This is a genomic window from Pseudomonas sp. GM74, from assembly GCF_000282455.1.
Classification (GTDB): domain Bacteria; phylum Pseudomonadota; class Gammaproteobacteria; order Pseudomonadales; family Pseudomonadaceae; genus Aquipseudomonas.
The window spans coordinates 239,781-261,792 of the sequence record NZ_AKJG01000041.1 but is presented as its reverse complement, the minus strand read 5'-3'; the positions used below and the strand labels follow the sequence as shown (position 1 = coordinate 261,792).

At 61.0% G+C, this 22,012-nt stretch carries 18 protein-coding genes and 2 tRNA genes; 6 read left to right on the top strand and 14 right to left on the bottom strand.

What is annotated here, in order from left to right; all coding sequences use genetic code 11:
- Nucleotides 1–12: 12 nt before the first annotated feature.
- From PMI34_RS20025 to PMI34_RS20040, 4 genes are all read left to right on the top strand, one after another.
- Nucleotides 13–99, top strand: a tRNA-Leu gene (locus PMI34_RS20025).
- A gap of 167 nt (nucleotides 100–266) precedes the next feature.
- Nucleotides 267–353, top strand: a tRNA-Leu gene (locus PMI34_RS20030).
- Between the two features lie 369 nt (nucleotides 354–722).
- Nucleotides 723–1,733 carry an extracellular solute-binding protein gene (locus PMI34_RS20035; RefSeq protein ID WP_008048083.1) on the top strand — a complete coding sequence of 337 codons (1,011 nt, stop codon included), beginning with the start codon at nucleotides 723–725 and terminating at the stop codon, nucleotides 1,731–1,733.
- Nucleotides 1,733–3,289: an ABC transporter permease gene (locus PMI34_RS20040; protein ID WP_008048082.1), complete on the top strand. Its 1,557-nt coding sequence runs from the start codon at nucleotides 1,733–1,735 to the stop codon at nucleotides 3,287–3,289. Before PMI34_RS20035 ends, PMI34_RS20040 begins: the two co-directional genes overlap by 1 nt.
- A gap of 120 nt (nucleotides 3,290–3,409) precedes the next feature.
- On the opposite strand, the gene PMI34_RS20045 is transcribed toward PMI34_RS20040, so the two are convergent.
- The 12 genes from PMI34_RS20045 to PMI34_RS20100 form a co-directional block, all read right to left on the bottom strand.
- Nucleotides 3,410–5,344 (bottom strand): methyl-accepting chemotaxis protein, encoded by a 1,935-nt coding sequence (locus PMI34_RS20045; RefSeq protein ID WP_008048080.1) that lies wholly within the window; start codon nucleotides 5,342–5,344, stop codon nucleotides 3,410–3,412.
- A gap of 150 nt (nucleotides 5,345–5,494) precedes the next feature.
- The gene (locus tag PMI34_RS20050) at nucleotides 5,495–6,784 is read right to left on the bottom strand and encodes an adenylosuccinate synthase (protein ID WP_008048078.1); all 1,290 of its coding nucleotides are present in this window, start codon (nucleotides 6,782–6,784) and stop codon (nucleotides 5,495–5,497) included.
- A gap of 54 nt (nucleotides 6,785–6,838) precedes the next feature.
- A complete protein-coding gene (locus PMI34_RS20055; protein ID WP_008048076.1) occupies nucleotides 6,839–8,026 on the bottom strand; it encodes an ATP phosphoribosyltransferase regulatory subunit in 1,188 nt (395 codons plus the stop codon).
- Nucleotides 8,027–8,339: 313 nt separating this feature from the next.
- Nucleotides 8,340–9,209 (bottom strand): protease modulator HflC, encoded by an 870-nt coding sequence (gene hflC / locus PMI34_RS20060; RefSeq protein WP_007973264.1) that lies wholly within the window; start codon nucleotides 9,207–9,209, stop codon nucleotides 8,340–8,342.
- Nucleotides 9,209–10,384 (bottom strand): FtsH protease activity modulator HflK, encoded by a 1,176-nt coding sequence (hflK, locus tag PMI34_RS20065; RefSeq protein WP_008048073.1) that lies wholly within the window; start codon nucleotides 10,382–10,384, stop codon nucleotides 9,209–9,211. Before hflK ends, hflC begins: the two co-directional genes overlap by 1 nt.
- Nucleotides 10,385–10,480: 96 nt before the next feature.
- The gene (gene hflX / locus PMI34_RS20070) at nucleotides 10,481–11,782 is read right to left on the bottom strand and encodes a ribosome rescue GTPase HflX (protein WP_008048071.1); all 1,302 of its coding nucleotides are present in this window, start codon (nucleotides 11,780–11,782) and stop codon (nucleotides 10,481–10,483) included.
- Nucleotides 11,783–11,794: 12 nt separating this feature from the next.
- Nucleotides 11,795–12,055, bottom strand: coding sequence for an RNA chaperone Hfq (hfq, locus tag PMI34_RS20075; RefSeq protein WP_007902656.1), 261 nt, complete (start codon nucleotides 12,053–12,055; stop codon nucleotides 11,795–11,797).
- Nucleotides 12,056–12,148: 93 nt separating this feature from the next.
- Nucleotides 12,149–13,120 carry a tRNA (adenosine(37)-N6)-dimethylallyltransferase MiaA gene (miaA, locus tag PMI34_RS20080; protein ID WP_008048069.1) on the bottom strand — a complete coding sequence of 324 codons (972 nt, stop codon included), beginning with the start codon at nucleotides 13,118–13,120 and terminating at the stop codon, nucleotides 12,149–12,151.
- Complete coding sequence (gene mutL / locus PMI34_RS20085) at nucleotides 13,120–15,030, bottom strand: DNA mismatch repair endonuclease MutL (RefSeq protein ID WP_008048066.1); 1,911 nt, start codon at nucleotides 15,028–15,030, stop codon at nucleotides 13,120–13,122. Before mutL ends, miaA begins: the two co-directional genes overlap by 1 nt.
- Nucleotides 15,027–16,457: an N-acetylmuramoyl-L-alanine amidase gene (locus PMI34_RS20090; protein ID WP_008048064.1), complete on the bottom strand. Its 1,431-nt coding sequence runs from the start codon at nucleotides 16,455–16,457 to the stop codon at nucleotides 15,027–15,029. The genes mutL and PMI34_RS20090 overlap by 4 nt, the downstream gene beginning before the upstream one ends.
- Entirely contained in the window at nucleotides 16,458–16,928 is a 471-nt protein-coding gene (tsaE, locus tag PMI34_RS20095) for a tRNA (adenosine(37)-N6)-threonylcarbamoyltransferase complex ATPase subunit type 1 TsaE (RefSeq protein ID WP_008048062.1), read from the bottom strand.
- A complete protein-coding gene (locus tag PMI34_RS20100) occupies nucleotides 16,916–18,415 on the bottom strand; it encodes a bifunctional ADP-dependent NAD(P)H-hydrate dehydratase/NAD(P)H-hydrate epimerase (RefSeq protein WP_008048061.1) in 1,500 nt (499 codons plus the stop codon). The genes tsaE and PMI34_RS20100 overlap by 13 nt, the downstream gene beginning before the upstream one ends.
- Nucleotides 18,416–18,478: 63 nt before the next feature.
- On the opposite strand from PMI34_RS20100, the gene queG reads away from it, so the two are divergent.
- Nucleotides 18,479–19,558, top strand: coding sequence for a tRNA epoxyqueuosine(34) reductase QueG (gene queG, locus PMI34_RS20105; protein ID WP_008048060.1), 1,080 nt, complete (start codon nucleotides 18,479–18,481; stop codon nucleotides 19,556–19,558).
- Here queG and PMI34_RS20110 read toward each other — a convergent pair.
- Entirely contained in the window at nucleotides 19,540–20,151 is a 612-nt protein-coding gene (locus tag PMI34_RS20110; RefSeq protein WP_008048059.1) for a trimeric intracellular cation channel family protein, read from the bottom strand. The genes queG and PMI34_RS20110 overlap by 19 nt on opposite strands.
- A gap of 120 nt (nucleotides 20,152–20,271) precedes the next feature.
- A complete protein-coding gene (orn, locus tag PMI34_RS20115) occupies nucleotides 20,272–20,814 on the bottom strand; it encodes an oligoribonuclease (RefSeq protein ID WP_008048058.1) in 543 nt (180 codons plus the stop codon).
- 106 nt (nucleotides 20,815–20,920) lie between these two features.
- Here orn and rsgA point away from each other — a divergent pair, with 106 nt between their 5' ends.
- Complete coding sequence (gene rsgA / locus PMI34_RS20120) at nucleotides 20,921–21,952, top strand: small ribosomal subunit biogenesis GTPase RsgA (protein WP_008048057.1); 1,032 nt, start codon at nucleotides 20,921–20,923, stop codon at nucleotides 21,950–21,952.
- Nucleotides 21,953–22,012: the final 60 nt, after the last annotated feature.

Sequence of the window (22,012 nt, the reverse complement as noted above, 5' to 3'; positions counted from 1 at the left end):
GTTGCCGATACTGCCCAGATGGTGAAATTGGTAGACACGCCAGCTTCAGGTGCTGGTGACCTTACGGTCGTGGAAGTTCGAGTCTTCTTCTGGGCACCAATTTCGAGCTTGAGATTAGTTCAATTTCAAGGCTCACACAAAAACCCGCGAAAGCGGGTTTTTGCATTTTTGAGCACTGGTTTATTATTTTTAGAATCAGGGGTTTACAGATCAAAATGCTCTCCGTATAGTGCGCCACATCAACAGCGGCAACGCTGAAGATGAATGCCCAGATGGTGAAATTGGTAGACACGCCAGCTTCAGGTGCTGGTGACCTTACGGTCGTGGAAGTTCGAGTCTTCTTCTGGGCACCAATTCAAATTCAAGGTTACGACCTTGGATTTCACAGAAACCCGCGAAAGCGGGTTTTTGCGTTTCTGGCATTCGAAAAATCAACACATTCCCTGTAGCAGCTGGCGAAGCCTGCGTTCGGCTCGGTCCGCGCTCGGGCGCAGCAGTCGTAAAATCAGGCGATGGAGTGTGTCAGGATGACCTTGCACTCAGGATTGGCGACTGCTGCGCCCGAGCGCGGACCGAGCCGAACGCAGGCTTCGCCAGCTGCTACATGTGATGGCGTCGAACGCTCTAGCAAACCCTCGCCAACCTCGCAAGGCGCATTTGAGAAGCAGTATCGTTTATCATTGTTGCAAGTTTTTGCAATGCGACAGTGAGGAACCCTGCGAATGATGTTTCGAAATACCCTGCGCCGCGGCTTGACCATTACCCTGCTAGGCCTGGCACTCGCCACTCCCCTCACCCAAGCCGCCGATCCGGTTGCCCTGACCCTCTACAACGGCCAGCACAAAGAAGTCGGCGACGCGGTCGCCAAGGCCTTCGAAGCCAAGACCGGGATCCACGTCAATGTGCGCAAAGGCAGCAGCAACCAGCTCGCCAGCCAGATCGTCGAAGAAGGCAATCGCTCCCCCGCCGACGTGATCTACACCGAAGAATCCCCACCCCTGAACAAACTCGGCGAACAAGGCCTGCTGGCCAAGGCTGATGACGCCACGCTGGACGTTCTGCCCAAGGAATACGTGGCCGGCAATGGCACCTGGATTGGCGTGACTGCCCGGGTGCGCGTCGTTGCGTTCAACCCCAAGCTGATCGATGAAAAAGACCTGCCGACCTCGGTGATGGAATTCTCCGATCCAAAATGGCAAGGCAAGGTCGGCTTCGTACCCACCAGCGGCGCCTTCCAGGAGCAAGCGGTAGCGATCATCAAAGTGCACGGCATGGACGCAGCCGAAGAGTGGCTGACCGGCCTGCGTGCATTCGGCAAGACCTACAGCAACAACATGGTTGCATTGAAAGCGGTGGAGAATGGCGAAGTCGCCACCGTGCTGGTCAACAATTACTACTGGTTCGCCCTGCAGCGCGAAAAAGGCCAGCTCGATTCCAGGCTGCATTACTTCACTGGCGGCGATGTCGGTGGGCTGATCACCGTTTCCAGCGCTGCAGTCCTGAAATCCAGCAAACACCCAAAAGAAGCCCAGCAATTGCTCGCCTACATGGCCAGTGAGGAGGGCCAGCGCGTGATCACCCGGACCACCGCTGAATACCCACTGCACAAAGGCATGGAGTCTGATCGCGGGCTCAAGCCGTTCAGCGAACTGGAAGCACCAGAAGTCACGCCTGCCGACCTCGGCAACGCTGAAGAAGCGCTGGACCTGGAACGTGACGTTGGCCTGAATTGATGGGTGCCTCACTGTCCGCGCATCACGCGTACGCACCACGGCGCAAGCGACCGTCCATCTGGCTGATATTGCCTGTGTTGCTGCTGGTGGCGCTCAGCCTCCTGCCTTTGCTGTACGTCGGCCTTAAGGCTTGGCAAGCAGGCTGGGCAGAAGCGCTGCACTTGCTGTGGCGACCTTATGTGTTCGGCTTGCTGCGCAACACCCTCGCATTGATGATCGGCGTCACCGTTGCTTGCGGTGTAATCGGCCTGTCGCTGGCCTGGTTGCTGGAGCGCAGCAATCTGCCGGGCCGACGATTGTGGGGCGTGATCCTCTGCTTGCCGTTCGCCGTTCCGGCCTTTGTCAGCAGCTTCACCTGGGTTTCCCTCAGCGCTCATTTCGAGGGACTTGGTGGGGCTATCCTGGTGATGAGCCTGTCCAAATACCCGCTGATTTTCCTGCCCGTGGCGGCAACGCTGCGCAACCTTGACCCGTCCCTCGAAGAGTCCGCGCGCACGCTGGGACAGAATCGTTGGGGCGTATTTTTCAAGGTCACCCTGCCCCTGCTCTGGCCTTCGCTGCTGGCGGGTTCGTTGCTGATTGCCCTGCACATGCTGGTGGAGTTCGGCGCCTTGTCGATCATCGGCCTGCAAACCTTCACCACGGCGATCTATCAGCAGTTCGAACTGGAGTTCAGCAATGCCAACGCGGCGATGCTCTGCGCCGTACTGCTGATGCTGTGCCTGGCGCTGTTGTGGCTGGAGTTGCGCGTGCGCGGCAAGGGTCGACACGTGCGCACCGGCCAGGGCGCGGCGCGACGCGCGGAACAGGTTCAACTGGGACGCTGGGCCGTGGCGGGACAGTTCTATTGCCTGCTGCTGGCAATCATTGGCAGCGGGATTCCGCTGGGTATGCTGGCCTACTGGCTGGCGGCGGGATCATCGGCAGCCTTTCCCGTGACGGCTATCGGCGAAGCCTTGCTGTCATCCCTCGCCCTGTCGCTGGGTGGCGCGGCGCTGTGCCTTGTGCTCGCGGTGCCAGTAGGCCTTCTGGTCGTGCGCCACAAAGGCCAACTGGCGATCTGGGCCGAGCGCCTGCCGTATCTGCTGCATGCGCTGCCGGGACTGGTCATTGCCCTGACCCTGGTGTATTTCGCCCTGCACTACGTGCCGACGCTTTACCAGACTTCGGCATTGCTGCTGATCGCCTATGCCCTGCTGTTTCTGCCGCTGGCCCAGGCACCGATCCGCACCGCACTGAACAAGGCGGCGCCACAGCTTGAGGAGGCGGCACGCACATTGGGCGCCTCGTCATTCAGCGCTTTCTGCCGAGTGACGCTGCCGATTATTTTCCCGGCACTGGGGGCGGCTTTTGCCCTGGTGTTCCTGGATGCGATGAAGGAGCTGACGGCGACCTTGCTGTTGAGTCCGACAGGGCTTAATACATTGGCAACGGAAGTTTGGGCGCATACGGCGAACGTGGAGTTTGCGGCGGCTGCGCCTTATGCAGCGCTATTGATATTGGTGTCGGGGTTGCCGGTCTATCTGCTGACGACCCGGATGTATCTGAGCCGCTAAAACCGTATTCGCGAGCAAGCCCGCTCCCACATTGGCCCTTTGTGAACATCATATTTGTGTTCGACAGAGGACCACTGTGGGAGCGGGCTTGCTCGCGAAGAGGCCGGTACCAACAACCAATCAAGCCCTGAACTGTCCCAGACTCGCCTTCAACTGCGCCGCCAGACCATCGAGCACCTTACCGCTCGCCGTGGTCTCCACGACAGCCTGCGCCGCTTTCTCGGCCTGGGCATGAATGGTCTGGACCCGCCCCCGCACCGCCTGCGCGCCCTGCGCCTGATGCGCCGCCGCCTGGGTGGCCAGACCGATCGCCGCATGGACCTGCTCGACCGATGCCTGCACCGACTGCTGCAAACGCGCACTGTCACGCAGCACCAGCAAGCCTTCGTTCGCCTGGCGCCCGGCCTGACCAATCGCCGCCACCGCCTCACGCGCGCCCTGCTGCAACGCCACGATGTGCGCCTGAATATCGCCGGTGGAGCTTTGCGTCTTGCTCGCCAGCGCCCGCACCTCGTCAGCCACCACGGCAAACCCGCGCCCGGTCTCGCCGGCACGCGCCGCTTCAATCGCCGCGTTCAGCGCCAGCAGGTTGGTCTGTTCGGCAATCCCGTGAATCACCGTCAGCACCACCTCAATCTGCTCACTTTGCTGCGCCAGGCGCTCGATCACCTGGGCGCCAGTATTGACCTGACCCGCCAGCTCCTCAATCAGGCTGCCGACTTTCGCCGAAGTCCGGGTGTTTTCGTCAGTCGCCTGACGAATATCCACCACCTGCTTCAACGCCGCCTGCATGGCATGGCTTTCCGACTGGGCTTCATCAGCCATTTGCGACAGCGCGCGCAAACTCTCCGCCACCTCATCACGCTGCATGCCCGCCGCCGCATCCGCACCGGCGTTGCGCAAGGTCATGGCACCGATTTCCACGCCGGTACGCTGGGCCACATCGCCTGCCTCACGCACGATCGGCTGCAACTTATCCACAAAGCGATTGACCGCCGAGGCCATGTCGCCGATTTCATCCTTGCTGTTGATCTGCACACGCTTGGTCAGATCGCCCTCGCCCGCCGCCAGGTCATCCATGGCAACGATCAGCATTTTCAGGCGATTGACCACTCGGCGACCGAGCACCACCGCCAACAACAGCAGGACACCGAAACCCACCACCGCCAGACACACGCCGATGCGCCAGCGCAATGTGGTAGCAGCTTCCTGCACGGTGCTGGTGGTATTGGCCTTCATTTCAGCAGCGGTGGATTGCGCCGACTGCAGACGCGAGCGCATGGCCGTTGCGCTGTCGGCGGCCGCGCCTTTGAGGCTGTCACCCACCAGTTGATCGCTGCTGGCGATCAACGCCGAGAAGCGCTTGTCGAGGGCCGCCAGATCAGTCTCCACCGAAGCAGTCGAGACGCCCATCAGGACCTTGCCGATTTCTACGCCGTTAGGATTGATCGGGGCCTCGATGTAGAACACCGACGGATCGTTCTTTGCCGCATCCAGCACCTTGTCCAGTGCACGCTCGCCCTGGCCTTTTTCCAGCAGCGCCTTGTTGATCGGGTTTTCCCGATTGAGGTAGCGCGTCAAGTGCTGGCCTGTGGCGTCGTCATACACCACGAACAGCACATTGGGATTGCGCTGGGCCCGGCGGGCGAATTCGGAAAGTGTCGGAACGTCGTTGTCCCACATGGCGCGGGGCGCAACGGAGGCCAGAAGCTGCGCCATATCGCTGGCGGAGTCCTTCAGGTCCTTTTCCAGGGTTGAACGCAATTGCGCCTGCTCTTGCTCAAGACGCGAGGACAAACCAGCCGTGAGGCGCTGACGCGTACTGGTGGAGAGGCTATCCAGACTGGATGTGACTTCGCGCCCAGCCTGCTCAAGCTCAGCGGAAAGCTTTTGACTGTCCGCCCCCAGGCGCATGCCCAGATCGGCCTCCAGCGCGGTCACCGTGCTCCGGGTCAGAGCAACAGCTACCAGCACCTGCACCAAAAGGGCGATACCAAGGGTAACGAACACGGGCCGCAACAAACGGCTTTGTAACAACGAGAGAACGGCCGACATCTGAAATCCCTCTGCTTTGGCGCCATTAAATTGATAGCACGCCGGAAGCAATGCTTTTTTTAATGTTCACAGCAAAGGTCATGCCGTCCGACAGGCATAAACGACAAAGGCCCCAATTAAGGGGCCTTTGTGTTTTACATCAACGACTTATCAAGCAAACGGATGGCGCAGGACGATTGTTTCGTTGCGGTCCGGGCCCGTCGAAATAATGTCGATCGGCGCACCGATCAGCTCTTCAACGCGCTTGATGTAGGCACGGGCGTTAGCCGGCAGCTCTTCCAGGGTTTTGGCACCCACGGTCGACTCGGTCCAGCCTGGCACTTCTTCGTACACAGGCAGCAGGCCCACGTAGCTGTCAGCATCAGTCGGGGCAACGGCCTTGCCTTCTGCATCTTTGTAGCCGACGCAGATGTTGATGGTTTCCAGACCGTCGAGCACGTCCAGCTTGGTCAGGCAGATGCCCGAGATGCTGTTCACATCGATAGCGCGACGCAGGATGACAGCGTCGAACCAGCCACAACGACGAGCACGGCCGGTAGTCGCGCCGAACTCGTGACCTTGTTTAGCCAGGTGCGCACCGACTTCGTCGAACAGCTCAGTCGGGAATGGACCCGAACCTACACGCGTGGTGTAAGCCTTGGTGATGCCCAGGATGTAGTCCAGGAACATCGGGCCAACACCCGAACCGGTAGCTACGCCGCCAGCGGTGGTGTTGGAGCTGGTCACGTACGGGTAGGTACCGTGGTCGATGTCCAGCAGGGAGCCCTGGGCGCCTTCGAACATGATGTCTTTGCCAGCGCGACGCAGGTCGTGCAGCTCGGCAGTCACGTCCAGCATCAGCGGCTTGAGCAGCTCAGCGTATTCTTTGCACTCGGCCAGGGTCTTGTCGAATTCGATGGCTGGCTCTTTGTAGTAACCCACCAGCATGAAGTTGTGGTAATCCACCAGTTCACGCAGCTTGTCTTCAAAGCGCGGCATGTTGAGCAGGTCGCCCACACGCAGGCCACGACGTGCAACCTTGTCTTCGTAGGCCGGGCCGATGCCGCGACCGGTGGTGCCGATCTTCAGCTCGCCACGGGCCTTTTCACGGGCCTGGTCCAGCGCTACGTGGAAGGACAGGATCAGCGGGCAGGAAGGGCTGATACGCAGGCGCTCGCGCACCGGTACGCCTTTTTCTTCCAGCTTGGTGATCTCGCGCAGCAGGGCGTCAGGTGCAACCACCACGCCGTTGCCGATCAGGCACTGCACGCCTTCGCGCAGTACGCCCGACGGGATCAGGTGCAAGACAGTTTTTTCGCCATCGATCACCAGAGTGTGACCAGCGTTGTGGCCCCCCTGGTAGCGCACTACGGCGGCAGCATGTTCGGTCAGCAGATCAACGATCTTGCCTTTGCCCTCATCACCCCATTGGGTGCCCAGGACTACGACATTCTTACCCATAACACTTGTCCTCATTCGCGCAAACTTGGTGCCGGCGGCGGCCGGCAGGAAAACTCAAGAAGCCAGTGGCGATACTTGCCAAAGCCCGTTCTGCTGAATCAATTGCCGGTCGCAGTCCGCTTCACGGGCGGCGGCCAAAGGTTGCCCAGGCAAAGCCTGAACGACACGCTGACCCTCACTGCGCAACTGGCAAACCTGCTGCCAGAGTGCCGCATCCGTACTGTCAGGCATCCAGATACCGCCAGACGGTAGCTCGATCTCAGCACGCCCCAGGGTCACCAGGGTTTTCAAATCGGTAGAGAAGCCGGTTGCCGGACGGGCGCGACCGAAGTCGGCGCCGATGTCGTCGTAACGACCGCCCTGGGCAATGGACTGGCCAACGCCCGGCACGAACACGGCGAACACCACACCGGTGTGGTAGTGGTAGCCACGCAGCTCGCCCAGGTCGAAATACAGCGGCAACTCCGGGAAACGCACGGACAGCCGCTCGGCAATCGCCAGCAAGTCGTCCAGCGCCGCCAGAACAGGGGCCGGCGCCTTGGCCAGACGCTCGCGGGCAGCGCTCAATACTTCACGACCGCCACACAGGTCGACCAACGCCCGCAGCATGCCCGACAGATCGGCAGGCAAGCCTTCGGTCAAGGTAATGACCTCGTCGATCGCCTTGCGTTGCAAGGCATCGAACAACTGCTGCTCGACTTCACCGGACAAACCGGCCGCGCGGGCCAGGCCACGGTAGATACCGACATGGCCGAGGTCCATGTGCACATCCGGCACATCGGCCAGTTGCAGCATGGCCAGCATCAGGCTGATGACTTCGACGTCGCTGCTCGGACTGCCGTCGCCGTACAACTCGGCACCCAGTTGAATCGGGCTGCGCGAGGACGACAAGGCGCGAGGTTGAGCGTGCAGGACACTACCGGCATAGCACAGGCGGCTCGGGCCTTCACGACGCAGGGTGTGTGCATCGATGCGCGCCACTTGCGGCGTGATGTCGGCACGAAAACCCATCTGACGGCCCGATTGCGGGTCGATGACCTTGAAGGTGCGCAGATCCAGGTCCTGGCCCGCGCCGGTCAGCAGGGATTCCAGGTACTCGATATGGGGAGTCACGACAAACTCGTAACCCCAGCTCTGGAACAGATCCAACACCTGACGACGCGCGACTTCAATACGCGCAGCTTCCGGTGGCAGTACTTCTTCGATGCCATCTGGCAGAAGCCAGCGGTCTACCGTTGCCATTACGCCTTCCCCTATCTCCGGGCGACCAGCCTGTCGGCGAGCCTTGAGTGAAGCAGAAAATGATCAGCTTGTGCACAAACCACGCGCATGAGCGACGGAGCGAAAAGCCCTTCTACCGGCTTCGCCAACCACTTTCCTCGAAAAACCGTCGAGCCAATCGGCCCGGCATCTGCTTTAAAACAGCAATCAAACATGCAGACGCAAAAAAGCCGGGAATTTCCCGGCTGCCGCATCATACACACGTTTTCCCAAAGGATCACCCCGCCAGAGGTTTTAGCCGCCCGGCGGGGGGACAAATCAGGTCAACGCCGTATCAAGGCTTGGCTTTTTCCAGGTAGTGGAAGAAGTCGCTGCTTGGGTCGAGGACCATGACGTCGGATTTGTTCGCGAAGCTTTCACGGTAGGCGCGCAGGCTACGGTAGAACGCGTAGAACTCCTGATCCTGACCGTAGGCCTTGGAGTAGATCGCAGCGGCCTGGGCATCGCCGTCACCGCGAACCTCTTCGGATTCACGATAGGCTTCAGCCAGCAGCACGCGGCGTTGACGATCGGCGTCGGCACGGATGCCTTCGGCCAGCTCGTTACCCTTGGCGCGGTGCTCGCGAGCTTCACGCTCACGCTCGGTGCTCATACGTTCGAACACGCTGCGGTTCACTTCTTTGGGCAGGTCGATGGTCTTGACCCGAACATCGACCACTTCGATTCCCAGCTCTTTCTCGGCCATCTTGTTCAGCGAGGCCGTGATATCCGCCATCAGCGCATCACGTTCACCCGACACCACTTCGTGCAGGGTGCGCTTACCGAACTGGTCACGCAGACCCGATTCCAGACGACGGGACAGACGCTCGTCGGCGATCTGCTTGAGGCCGGAAGTCGCGGTGTAGTAACGCTCTGCGTCCTTCACGCGCCACTTGGCGTAGGCATCGACCATCACGGCTTTCTTTTCCAGCGTCAGGAAGCGTTGTGTCGGTGCATCCAGCGTCATCAGGCGTGCGTCGAATTTACGCACCTGGTTAACGTAAGGCACTTTCACATGCAGGCCTGGCTGAACATCGGTCTGGACCACGCGACCGAACTGCAGCAACACCGCACGCTCGGTCTGAGCCACGATGTAGAAGCAGTTCCAGGCAGCGATCGCCACGACGACGCCGACAATAAGGGCGATCAGCGATTTATTGCTCATCAGCGACTCTCCCTGGTACGTGCTGGCTGTTGCTGCAGATCAGCTGCCGCACGCGCATTCGCTTCATTGCTGGTGGCTGCCGCACTGCTCACCTGGGTGCTGGTGCCGCGACCACTTTCGACCATCTTGTCCAGCGGCAGGTACAGCAGATTGCTCTGGCCGTTCTTGTTGCCGGTCACGAGGACCTTGCTGGTGTTGCTGAAGACTTCCTGCATGGTGTCCAGGTACAGACGCTGGCGGGTGACTTCAGGGGCCTTGCGGTACTCGGCGACCAGCTTGGTGAAGCGATCGGCCTCACCCTTGGCGCGCGAGACGGTCTCGTCACGGTAACCATTGGCATCCTCAAGGATGCGCTGGGCCTGACCACGAGCTTCCGGCACGACACCGTTGGCATAGGTTTCGGCCTGGTTACGCGAGCGCTGCTCGTCTTCCCGGGCGCGGATCACGTCATCGAAGGCTTCCTGGACTTCGCGCGGTGCCGCTGCGCTCTGAACGTTGACCTGGGTAACGGTGATACCGGTGCGATAGGTGTCCATGAAGCGTTGCAGACGCTCCTTGATCTCGCTGGCCATCAACTCACGACCTTCGGTCAGTACCTGGTCCATCGCGGTGGAACCCACCACATGGCGCAAGGCGCTGTCGGTCGCGTGCTGCAGGCTGATTTCCGGCTGATCGACGCTCAGCACGAAGTCCTGCAGGTTGCTGATCTTGTACTGCACGGTCAGCGGCACTTCGACGATGTTCTCGTCTTCAGTCAGCATCTGGCCCTGCTTGGTGTACGCACGCTCACGCGTGACGTTTTCCATGTACTTCTTGTCGATCGGCGGGAAGTAGATGTTCAGGCCCGGACCCACGGTTTCGTAGTACTTGCCGAAGCGAAGCACCACTGCCTGCTCCTGCTCGTCGACGACATAAACCGCGCTGTACAGCCAAACGGCGGCCAGCACGACCAGGCCGATGCCGAGCAGGCCGCCAAAGCCGCCACTCTTGCCCGGACCACCGCCGTCGTCGCCACCACGTTTCTTACCGCCACCGAACAAACCGTTCAGGCTTTCCTGCAGCTTTCGGAAGGCCTCGTCGAGATCCGGTGGCCCCTTGCGGTCGCCGTTGTTACGACGTTTGCCACCCCAAGGATCCTGATTATTCGAGTTGCCACCCGGCTCATTCCAAGCCATAGCGCTCTCCATCTGATAAAGCAAAGACGCACCCACGGCGCGCCGACCAATGCTACAGAATGCCTGTCACCACGGCACAACCGCTTTCTCAGGCTTTTATTGCAAAGTGTGTTGCTCGATGAATTCCATCGGCTGCAATCCCTCGCGGCTTACCAGTCGATTCAACTCGACCCGGGGCAAACGAACGGCCAGCAAACTGATGCCTTCTTCGTCGTGTTCTTCTTTCTGCACCGCACCGAGTTCGAAGAACTGCGCACGCAGTCGAGCGAATCGTTGCGGCAAGCGCAAGGTACCGACAAACAAATCACTGCCCAGTAACTCGGCAATGGCTTGTTCAAGCAATTCCAGACCACTGCCATCACGTGCCGACAGCCAGACCCGTTGGGGCTTGCCGTTTTCGTCGCGCTGGATTTGTGGCTCAACGCCTTCAAGCAAATCGAGTTTGTTATAGACCTCGAGGATCGGCAAGTCCTGAGCACCAATCTCGCCGAGCACCACCATTACCTGCTCGATCTGCAACATGCGATCGGGTTCGGCCGCATCGATCACGTGCAACAACAGATCGGAGTTGCTCGACTCTTCGAGGGTAGACCGAAATGCTTCGACCAGCTTGTGGGGCAAGTGGCGAATGAAACCCACAGTGTCCGCCAGGACAATCGGCCCCAGATCGTCTATATCCAGACGACGCAGGGTCGGGTCCAGCGTGGCAAACAATTGGTCAGCTGCGTAGACGTCGGATTTCGTCACGTTATTGAAGAGCGTGGACTTGCCGGCGTTGGTGTACCCCACCAGCGACACGGTAGGAATATCCGCACGCGATCGGCCACGGCGCGACTGTTCACGCTGGCTGCGCACTTTCTCCAGCCGACCCTTGATCTGCCGCAGGCGAACCCGCAGCAAACGGCGGTCGGTTTCCAGCTGGGTTTCACCCGGGCCACGCATACCGATACCGCCACCTTGGCGCTCAAGGTGAGTCCAGCCACGAACCAGCCGGGTGCTCATGTGGTCAAGCTGGGCCAGTTCGACCTGGAGCTTGCCTTCATGGGTACGAGCGCGCTGGGCGAAAATATCGAGAATCAGACCGGTACGGTCGATCACGCGACACTCGAAAACACGTTCGAGGTTACGTTCCTGACTGGGCGTGAGGATGTGATTGAAAATCACCAGATCGGCCTGTTCGGCTTTGACCAGGTCGCGCAGTTCCTCGACCTTGCCACTGCCAATCAGGGTCTTGGCGGTTGGCCGATGACGCGGCACGTTAAAAAACGCGACGGTCTCGGCACCCGCCGAATTAGCCAATTCCTGAAACTCCTGCGGATCTTCGCGCGCCTCAGGGTCCTGTCCATCCAAGTGAACGAGGATTACTCGCTCACCACCACCGTGGCGCTCAAAGAACAAAGGAGACTCCTATCAGGCGTTACCTGGCTCAGCGTCACCTGCTTCGGATTCGGTTGCGCTAGGCAGACGAATTGGACGAACCGGCACCACTGTAGAGATCGCGTGTTTGTAGACCATCTGGCTTACGGTGTTTTTCAGCAGGATAACGAACTGGTCGAAAGACTCGATCGTGCCTTGCAGCTTGATACCGTTGACCAGGTAGATGGACACCCCAACTTTCTCTTTACGTAAAGTATTCAAGTAAGGGTCTTGTAGCGAATGCCCTTTTGACATGTGCCGCACTCCTTTAAGGATTCAATATAAAAAATAGGTAATCAGATGGCTTTGGCCGCCACACCCCCAAGGATAGACGGCAATTGCAAGGACTCAGCTCAATATGGAGATGGCCCCGAGGTATTTCAAGGCGCGCGGCAGATTGTCGCAATCGAGACTGTCCAGCCAATGCAGATCAGTCCAACTGCGCAGCCAGGTGAACTGGCGTTTCGCCAATTGGCGCGTGGCAATGATTCCACGCTCCTGCATCTCGGCTGACGTCAGTTTGCCATCCAGGTAGTCCCAGACTTGGCGGTAGCCTACTGCACGTATAGACGGCAACCCGGCATGCAGGTCACCTCTATTACGCAGGGCTACGACCTCGTCAATGAATCCCTGTTCCAACATTAAAGTGAATCTTTGTTTAATTCGCTCGTGCAGTACCTGGCGATTTGCCGGAGCAATGGCCAAGTTCGCGACAGTATAGGGCAATTGTTGCAGTCCCGAAGCGGCTGCTTCAGCACTTTGCACAGATTGTTGCAAACGCAGGGCGGTCATGCTTTGACCGCTGACACGATAAACTTCCAGCGCTCGACTCAATCGCTGGGGATCGTTCGGATGTATTCGCGCCGCGGACTCCGGGTCGATCACCGCCAATTGTTCGTGCAAGGCTTGCCAGCCAAGGCGTGTAGCCTCTTCTTCGATTTGCGCGCGGACCTCGGGATCGGCGGCCGGCATATCCGCCAGACCTTCGACCAAAGCCTTGTAATAGAGCATGGTACCGCCCACCAGCAGCGGAATTTTTCCGCGCGCGGTGATATCGGCCATGGCTTGCAGGGCGTCACGGCGGAAATCCGCGGCCGAATAGCTCTCGACCGGGTCGAGAATATCGATCAGACGGTGCGGATATTGCGCCAGCAGCTCTTTGGAAGGCTTGGCGGTGCCGATGTCCATGCCACGGTAGACCAGCGCCGAATCGACACTGATCAACTCGCAAGGCAGGACCCTGGTGAGTTCGATGGCCAGGTCGGTCTTGCCGGCGGCGGTCGGGCCCATCAGGAAAATCGCAGGTGGGAACTGGCTCATCAACGACCGCGCAAGAACAGTTTGTCCAGATCGTCCAGTCCCAGTTGGGTCCAGGTCGGTCGGCCATGGTTGCATTGACCGCTGCGCTCGGTGTTTTCCATGTCACGCAGCAGGCCGTTCATTTCCGGCAAGGCCAGGCGCCGATTCGCACGAACCGCGCCGTGGCAGGCCATGGTCCCGAGCAATTCGTTCAGGTGCGCCTGAATACGGTCGCTGGTGCCGAACTCCATCAGATCAGCCAGGACGTCGGCGACCAGCCGGTTGGCCTCGGCCTGCTTGAGCAGTGCCGGAATCTGCCGGATCGCCAGGGTTTCCGGGCCCAGACGCTGCAATTCAAAGCCCAGGCGCTGGAACCAGGCGACATGCTCCTCGGCGCAATCGGCTTCACGCTGACTGACGGCCAGGGACTCCGGCACCAGCAACGGCTGGCCGCTCAGGCCTTCGCTGGCCATCGCCACCTTCAAACGCTCATACATGATCCGCTCGTGGGCGGCGTGCATGTCCACCAGCACCAGGCCCTGGGCATTTTCCGAAAGAATGTAGATGCCCTTGAGTTGTGCCAGCGCATATCCGAGCGGCGGGATGTCGTCCTGCCCGGCCGGCAGCGCGACGGCATTGGCCTCGGGCAGCGGCGCAAAAAACTCGCGATAGGCGGCCTGAGCTTCGGCGACAGGCACACCGGACTGCGGACGCGGCGTGTATTGATACTGATAACCCGCGCCAGCGCCCGAACCCGCCGGCGCATTGAACGACGGCTGAGCCTGGGGCTGTTCCAGCAACGCATTGGCGGCCAGGCGCATTTCGCCCTGGGGCCCGAATTCACCGGCTTCGAGGCCGGTAGGCCGGACGATGGCCGTGGCGACCGGCGCCGCCAGTTGATCGTCGGGGCGCACATCGCCCAAGGCGCGGTGCAAGGTGCCGTAGAGGAAATCGTGAACCATGCGCCCTTCACGGAAGCGCACTTCGTGCTTGGTCGGGTGCACGTTGACGTCGACGCCGGTCGGGTCGACTTCGAAAAACAGCACGAAGGTCGGGTGCCGACCGTTGAACAGCACGTCGCGATAGGCCTGGCGCACCGCGTGGGCCACCAGTTTGTCGCGCACGGCACGGCCATTGACGAAGAAATACTGCAAATCGGCCTGGCTGCGGTTGAAGGTCGGCAAGCCGACCCAACCCCATAGATGCAGACCGTTGCGCTCGATTTCGATCGGCAGTGCCTGCTCCAGGAAACCCGGACCGCAGATCGCCGCCACGCGCCGGGCACGGGCCGCATCATCATGGGCTTCGTGCAGGCTGAGGATGGTCTTGCCATTGTGGCGCAGATGGAACGCCACATCGAAGCGCGCCAGGGCCAGGCGCCTGATCACTTCTTGCAGGTGATCGAATTCGGTTTTTTCGGTCTTGAGAAACTTGCGCCGCGCCGGCGTGTTGAAGAACAGGTCGCGCACTTCCACCGAAGTGCCCACCGGGTGGGCCGCAGGCTGCACGCGGGGCGCCATGTCTCGGCCCTCGGTCTCGACCTGCCAGGCCTGATCGGCGTCGCGGGTGCGGGAGGTCAGGGTCAGGCGCGCTACGGAGCTGATCGATGCCAGGGCCTCGCCGCGAAACCCCAGGCTCATGACCTGTTCGAGGTCCTCCAGGTTGCGGATCTTGCTGGTGGCGTGACGGGCCAGGGCCAGCGGCAGGTCATCGGCGGAAATGCCGCTGCCATCGTCGCGCACCCGCAGCAATTTGACGCCGCCCTGCTCCACATCGACGTCGATGCGTTTGGCACCGGAGTCCAGGCTGTTTTCCAGCAGCTCCTTGATCACCGAAGCCGGGCGCTCGACCACCTCACCCGCGGCAATCTGGTTCGCCAGTCGCGGGCTTAACAGCTCGATTCGCGCGCCGTTGTTCACGACCTGATTCATTCTTTGGCCGCCAATTCAGTGCCCGGAATGGTCAGGTGCTGACCGATCTTGAGCTCATCGCTCGACAGGTTGTTGGCACTGCGCAGGGTGGCGGGCGACACCTGATAGCGCACGGCGATCATCGCCAGGGTCTCGCCCGGGTTGACGCGGTGGTCACGCGGTCCCTGCACAATCTTGCCGGAGTCGCGCAGCCAGGCAATGTAAGTGCCCGGCGGCGGGTTCTGCTGGAAGAACTGGCGCACGCCGCTGCTGATCGAACGCGCCAGCGCCTGCTGGTGGCTCGACGCGGCAAGCTTCGAGGCTTCGTTGGCGTTGGAGATGAACCCGGTTTCCACGAGGATCGACGGAATATCCGGCGACTTCAGCACCATGAACCCGGCCTGCTCAACCCGTTGCTTGTGCAGCGGTGTCACCCGGCCGATGTTGCTCAAGACTTTCTGGCCAACGTTCAGGCTGGAGGTCAGGGATGCCGTCATCGACAGGTCGAGCAGCACGCCAGCGAGCATGCGGTCCTTGTCATCGAGGCTGACGTTGCCGGCACCACCGATCAGGTCGGAACGGTTTTCGCTGTCGGCCAGCCAGCGGGCGGTCTCGGAAGTCGCGCCGCGATCGGACAGGGCAAATACCGAAGCACCGAAAGCGGCGGCAGAAGGCGCGGCGTCGGCGTGGATCGAGACGAACAGGTCGGCGCCTTTCTTGCGGGCGATTTCGGTACGGCCGCGCAACGGAATGAAGTAGTCGCCGGTACGGGTCAGTTCGGCGCGGAAACCTTTCATGCCGTTGACCTGCCGTTGCGTTTCGCGAGCAATCTGTAGCACCACGTCTTTCTCGCGCTGGCCTCGGGAGCCGGAAGCCCCCGGATCTTCGCCACCGTGACCGGCGTCGATCACCACTACGATGTCGCGTTTGCCAGCCGGGGCTGGCGGCAATTTGATTGCAGGTTCCGTCGGCGTGACCGGCACGGCGGGCACCGTGGCGACCGACGGTGTCGGCGCTGGTGGAGGCGCGGCGTCTGCGGCGTTATCGAACAGATCGACCACCAACCGATTGCCGTACTGGGCGTTCGGCGCCAGGGAGAAGCTTTTCGGCGTCACGGCCTTCTTCAGGTCGATGACCACCCGCAGGTCGGTCGGCGTGCGTTGAGCCGAGCGCATGGCGGTTATCGGGGTATTCGAGGTGTTGACGTTGAGCGGCGCACCGAGGGTCGCGCCATTGATGTCGATGACCAGACGATCCGGAGCCGTCAGGGTAAAGACGCTGTGTTGCACCGGGCCGGTCAGGTCAAACACCAGTCGTGTGTTGTCCGGTGCCCGCCACAGACGAACACTGTTGACCTTCGAATCGGCCACAGCGTCGACGGTCACCGCCAAAAACAACACCCCTACGGCAGCCACCAACGCGCGAAAGCGCATACCTAACCCCATCATCTATTTGGATTCCAATGCCAAAGCGGCACACCAGGACTCGCCACGCGAACCCTGGGATAAAATTTTCAGCGAACGCCCGCTGTCTTGCGGGCTAATGGTAATGGTCAGGTCAGGCTTTGGCAAAAAGCCTGCACCTTTATCGGGCCATTCGATCAGACACAGGGCATCGTCTTCGAAGTAGTCGCGGATACCGAGGAACTCTAGCTCTTCCGGATCGACCAGACGGTACAAATCGAAATGAAAGGCGCGAATGTCACCGATCTCGTAGGGCTCGACCAGGGTGAAGGTCGGGCTTTTGACTGCCCCGACATGCCCCAGACCGCGGATGATGCCTCGGGACAACGTGGTTTTTCCCATCCCCAGGTTGCCCTCAAGGAAGATCAGGCCATGGCCTTGGGTGATTCGGGCAATGCGTGCGCCAAAGTCGCTCATGGCCTGCTCATCAGCCAGGTACAGGGTTACTTCAGACACGGTGCTTGCTCCTCCAACAACTGACGAATGACTGGAATCAGATCACTGGCCGCCAGCCCACGGCCCGATTTTCCTTGTTGCTCGCCGGCATTGGCGTGCAGCCAGACCGCCAGGCAGGCTGCGTCGAAAGGTTCCATGCCCTGGGCCAGCAATGCGCCGAGCACACCGGCCAGCACATCGCCCAGACCGGCGGTGGCCATCGCCGGGTGCCCCTGATGACACAGCGCCAGACGCCCATCGGGATGGGCGATCAGGCTGCCGGCACCTTTGAGGACGACGACAGCTGTATATTTTTTACTCAAGGCATGGGCTGCGGCGGGACGGTCAGACTGAACGTCGGCGGTGCTCACCCCAAGCAAACGTGCCGCCTCCCCCGGATGCGGGGTGATCACGCACCCCTTGGGCAGATTGACCTGCCCGCCAGCCAGCAGATTCAAGGCATCGGCGTCCCAGACTTGCGGCAACGGCGCATTGGCCGCAGCCGACAACAGGCTGCGCCCCCACCCTGCCTGGCCCAGACCCGGCCCGACCACCAACACCGATACCTTCTCAAGCAGCCCCATCAGTTGATTGGCCGACGACGTGCCCAGCACCATGGCTTCCGGAATCCGAGAAAGCGCTGGTGAAACATGTTCCGGACGGGTGGACAGCGAAACCATGCCCGCACCGCTGCGCAGTGCACTTTGCGCACTCAGCAAAATTGCCCCACCGTAACCGCGATCTCCACCAATGAGCAGCACATGGCCGAACTTGCCTTTATGGGATGCCGGCGCCCGGGTCGCCAGACGCGGCAGGTTAGCGATACTCAAGCGCCGAGCCGCGAACGCAGTGCCGTCGAGCAACTGCGGATCAGCCTGCAAATCGTTGAACACCAGCTCACCCGTCACATCCGCGGCATCACCGGTGAACAACCCCACCTTCAAGCCAATGAACGTGACCGTAAGGTCGGCATGCACGACACAACCAAGGATGCGGCCCGTATCCGCGCACAACCCTGACGGAATATCCACCGCAGCAACCGGCAGTCCGCTGGCATTGATTGCGGCGATGGCGCTGGCATACGGCTCACGGACATTACCGCTCAGGCCGGTGCCAAGCAAAGCATCCAGCACAATGCCGCGCAATCCGGATTGTGCCGTCCAGGGCTCGACGAGCACGTTTTCGGACACCGCCTCGGCATGGGCCAACGCCGCATCACCCTGCAAGCGCTGCGGATCCCCCACCGCCAGCACCCGCACCGACCAACCGGCGCGCTGGGCCAACACGGCCACCAAATACCCGTCGCCTGCGTTGTTGCCATGTCCGGCCAGCACGCTCAGTTCGTTCGCTGTCGGCCACTGCCGCACCAGCGCGCGCCACGTCGCCCGTGCCGCGCGCTGCATCAATTCGAAGCCCGCCGTACCGGCTGCGATCAGGCTCGCGTCGAGTGCTCGCACCTGGGCGGCGCTGTACAGCACGTCGGGTAATTCATCTTTAGTGTGTGGCATGCGTCTTCGGGCTCCGATGTCTGGCAGAATTATACGCATCTCAGTTCCGGTTTCTCTCGCCTCATGCCTGCTATTACCACAGACCTGTCCGCCCTCGCCCAATCCATCAAGGACTGGGGCCGCGAGCTGGGCTTCCAGCAAGTCGGCATCAGCGGCCTCGACCTGGCCGAGCATGAACAGCACCTGGAACGCTGGCTCGAAGCCGGCTACCACGGCGAAATGGACTACATGGGCGCCCACGGCAGCAAGCGCTCGCACCCCGAAGAGCTGGTACCGGGCACTTTGCGCGTGGTGTCCTTGCGCATGGATTACCTGGCCGGCGACACCCAAATGGCGAAAGTGTTGGCCCAACCGGAAAAAGCCTACGTCTCCCGTTATGCCCTGGGCCGTGATTACCACAAGCTGATCCGCAAACGCGTGCAGCAACTGGCGGAAAAGATTCAGGCCGAGATTGGACCGTTCGGCTTCCGTGCTTTTGTCGACAGTGCCCCGGTGCTGGAAAAAGCCATCGCCGAACAGGCGGGGCTTGGATGGATCGGCAAAAATACCCTGGTCCTCAATCGCAAAGCCGGCAGTTACTTTTTTCTCGCCGAACTGTTCGTCGACTTGCCGCTGCCGGTCGACCCGCCCCACGCCACCGAACATTGCGGCCGTTGCAGTGCCTGCCTCGACATCTGCCCGACCAACGCCTTCGTCGGCCCCTATGTACTGGACGCCAGACGCTGCATTTCCTACCTGACCATCGAACTCAAAGGCGCGATCCCTGAAGACCTGCGGCCACTGATCGGCAACCGGGTGTTCGGCTGCGATGACTGCCAGATTGTCTGTCCGTGGAACCGCTTCGCCCGCCCGTCCGGTGAGGGTGACTTCAAGCCGCGACACAACCTGGATAACGCCGGGCTGGCGGAACTGTTCATGTGGGATGAAGAGAGGTTTCTCAGCAGCACCGAAGGCTCGCCGCTGCGCCGGACCGGTTACGAAAACTGGTTGCGCAACCTGGCGGTGGGCCTGGGCAATGCGCCTTCAACGATTGCGGTGCTGGAGGCGCTGAAGGCGCGACGGGAGCATCCGTCGGAACTGGTGCGTGAACATGTCGAATGGGCGTTGCGGCAACACGCTGAACGTCAGGTTTCGTCGTTGTAGACGAACTTGGGCATTTCCCAATGAAAACGGATCGCCAGCAAGCGCAGCAGAAAACCGCCGAACAAAGTGATCAGAATCGATTGTTCACCGGGCAATTGCAGGTAGATACACAGCATGTAACACCATGCCGCCGCAAACGAAACGCTGGCATAAAGCTCACGCCGAAAAATCAGCGGAATATCGTTGCAGAAAATGTCCCGCAGGATGCCGCCGAAAACGCCGGTGATCACGCCGCTGACCGACGCCACCAACATGCCATGCCCCATTTCCAGGGCAGTGATGCAGCCGATCAGGGTGAACGCCACCAGGCCCATGGCGTCCAGCACCAGGAACAGTGAACGCAGATGCCGCATCCAGCGCGCCGTGAACACCGTGATCATGGCGGCAGCCGTGGTCAGCACCAGGTATTCCGGGTGTTTGACCCACGTCAGCGGGTAATGCCCGAGCAGCACATCGCGCACCGAACCACCCCCCAGTGCAGTGACGCAAGCGATCAGCACCACGCCAAACCAGTCCATGCCACGACGCCCGGCAGACAGGGCGCCGGTCATGGCTTCGGCGGTGATGGCGATCAGGTAGAGCATCAGCAACATGGTGGCGGTCCTTGCGAAAAGGCGCGCAGTCTACTCACTTCGCCGAGGCACCAAAAGAGGGCGCTACCCGACCACCGGTGGCGACTGTGCCTACGCCATCGTCGGAACGCCGCCCGTGAATTAGAACTTGATGAAATGCTTGCGGTAGTGCTGCAACTCGGCGATGGATTCACGGATGTCGTCCAGCGCCAGGTGGGTGCTGCCCTTCTTGAAGCTGTCACGCACGTCCGGCGCCCAGCGCGCGGCCAGCTCTTTGAGCGTGGACACGTCGAGGTTGCGATAGTGGAAATAGCTTTCCAGGGATTTCATGTGGGTATAAAGGAAGCGACGGTCCTGGCAGATGCTGTTGCCGCAGATCGGCGATTTGCCCTTCGGCACCCACTGCTCCAGGAAGGCGATGGTTTCGGCTTCGGCTTCGGCCATGCTGATACGGCTATCGCGAACCCGCTGGGTCAGCCCCGAACCGCCATGTTGACGGGTGTTCCACTCGTCCATGCCGGCGAGGATTTCGTCGCTGTGGTGAATGGCGATCACCGGGCCTTCGGCCAGGGTGTTCAGGTCACTGTCGGTGACGATGGTGGCCATTTCGATAATGACGTCGGTATCAGGGTTCAGACCGGTCATTTCCAGGTCGATCCAGATCAGGTTCTGCGGATTTTGCATGTTCGGCTCCTAAGCAATGCTGCGCAGTTTAGCCTAGGCCGGTGGCCGGGCGTGCTAAACTCGCGGCCGTTTTACCTAATCGCTGCATTCTTTATACGGAACACCCATGGCCAAACGCCAACTCAATCGCCGCCAAAACTGGCGCATCGAAAAGATTCAGGGCGAACGCGCTGCCCGCGCCGCCAAACGCGAGTCCTCGGCTGTCGAGGCACTTGAGGGCGGCGATCTGGGCCCGGAACAGCACGGTCTGGTGATCGCGCACTTCGGTGTGCAGGTTGAGGTCGAGGCCTGCGACGGCGAGCTCGCCGGTCAGGTGTTCCGTTGCCACCTGCGCGCGAACCTGCCGGCACTGGTGACCGGCGATCAGGTGGTGTGGCGCGCCGGCAACCAGGGCATCGGCGTGATCGTGGCGCAACTGCCGCGCAACACCGAGCTGTGCCGCCCGGACAGCCGTGGTCAGCTCAAGCCTGTGGCGGCCAACGTCGACATGATCGTCATCGTGTTTGCACCACTGCCCGAACCCCACGCCAACCTGATCGACCGCTACCTGGTGGCGGCCGAACATGCGGGCATCAAGCCGCTGCTGCTGCTGAACAAATACGACCTGATCGACGAAAACAACGCCCCTGCGCTGAATGCCTTGCTCGCCGTATACCGCACTCTCGGTTACCCGGTGCTGGAAGTGTCGGCGCATCACGGTAACGGTATGGAGCAGTTGCAGACGCAACTGGACGGACGCATCAGCGTGTTCGTCGGCCAGTCCGGTGTGGGCAAGTCGTCGCTGGTCAACAGCCTGCTGCCGGATGTCGAGACCCGCGTCGGCCCGCTGTCCGAGCTGTCCGGCCAGGGTACCCACACCACCACTACCGCGCGGTTGTTCCACTTCCCCGGCGGCGGTGAGTTGATCGACTCCCCGGGTATCCGCGAATTCGGCCTGGGCCACGTCAGCCGTGCCGACGTCGAAGCCGGCTTCATCGAGTTCAACGACCTGCTGGGTACCTGCCGCTTCCGCGACTGCAAGCATGACCGCGAACCCGGTTGCGCCCTGCTCAAGGCCCTTGAAGATGGCCGCGTGCAGCAGCAACGGATGAACAGCTACCGCTCGATCATCGCCAGTCTGCCGGAAAACGGCTACTAAACAGACATGCCGACCGCCCAGCTTTACGCGGGGTGGTCGGCGGCTGGATCTTCCCCCGCT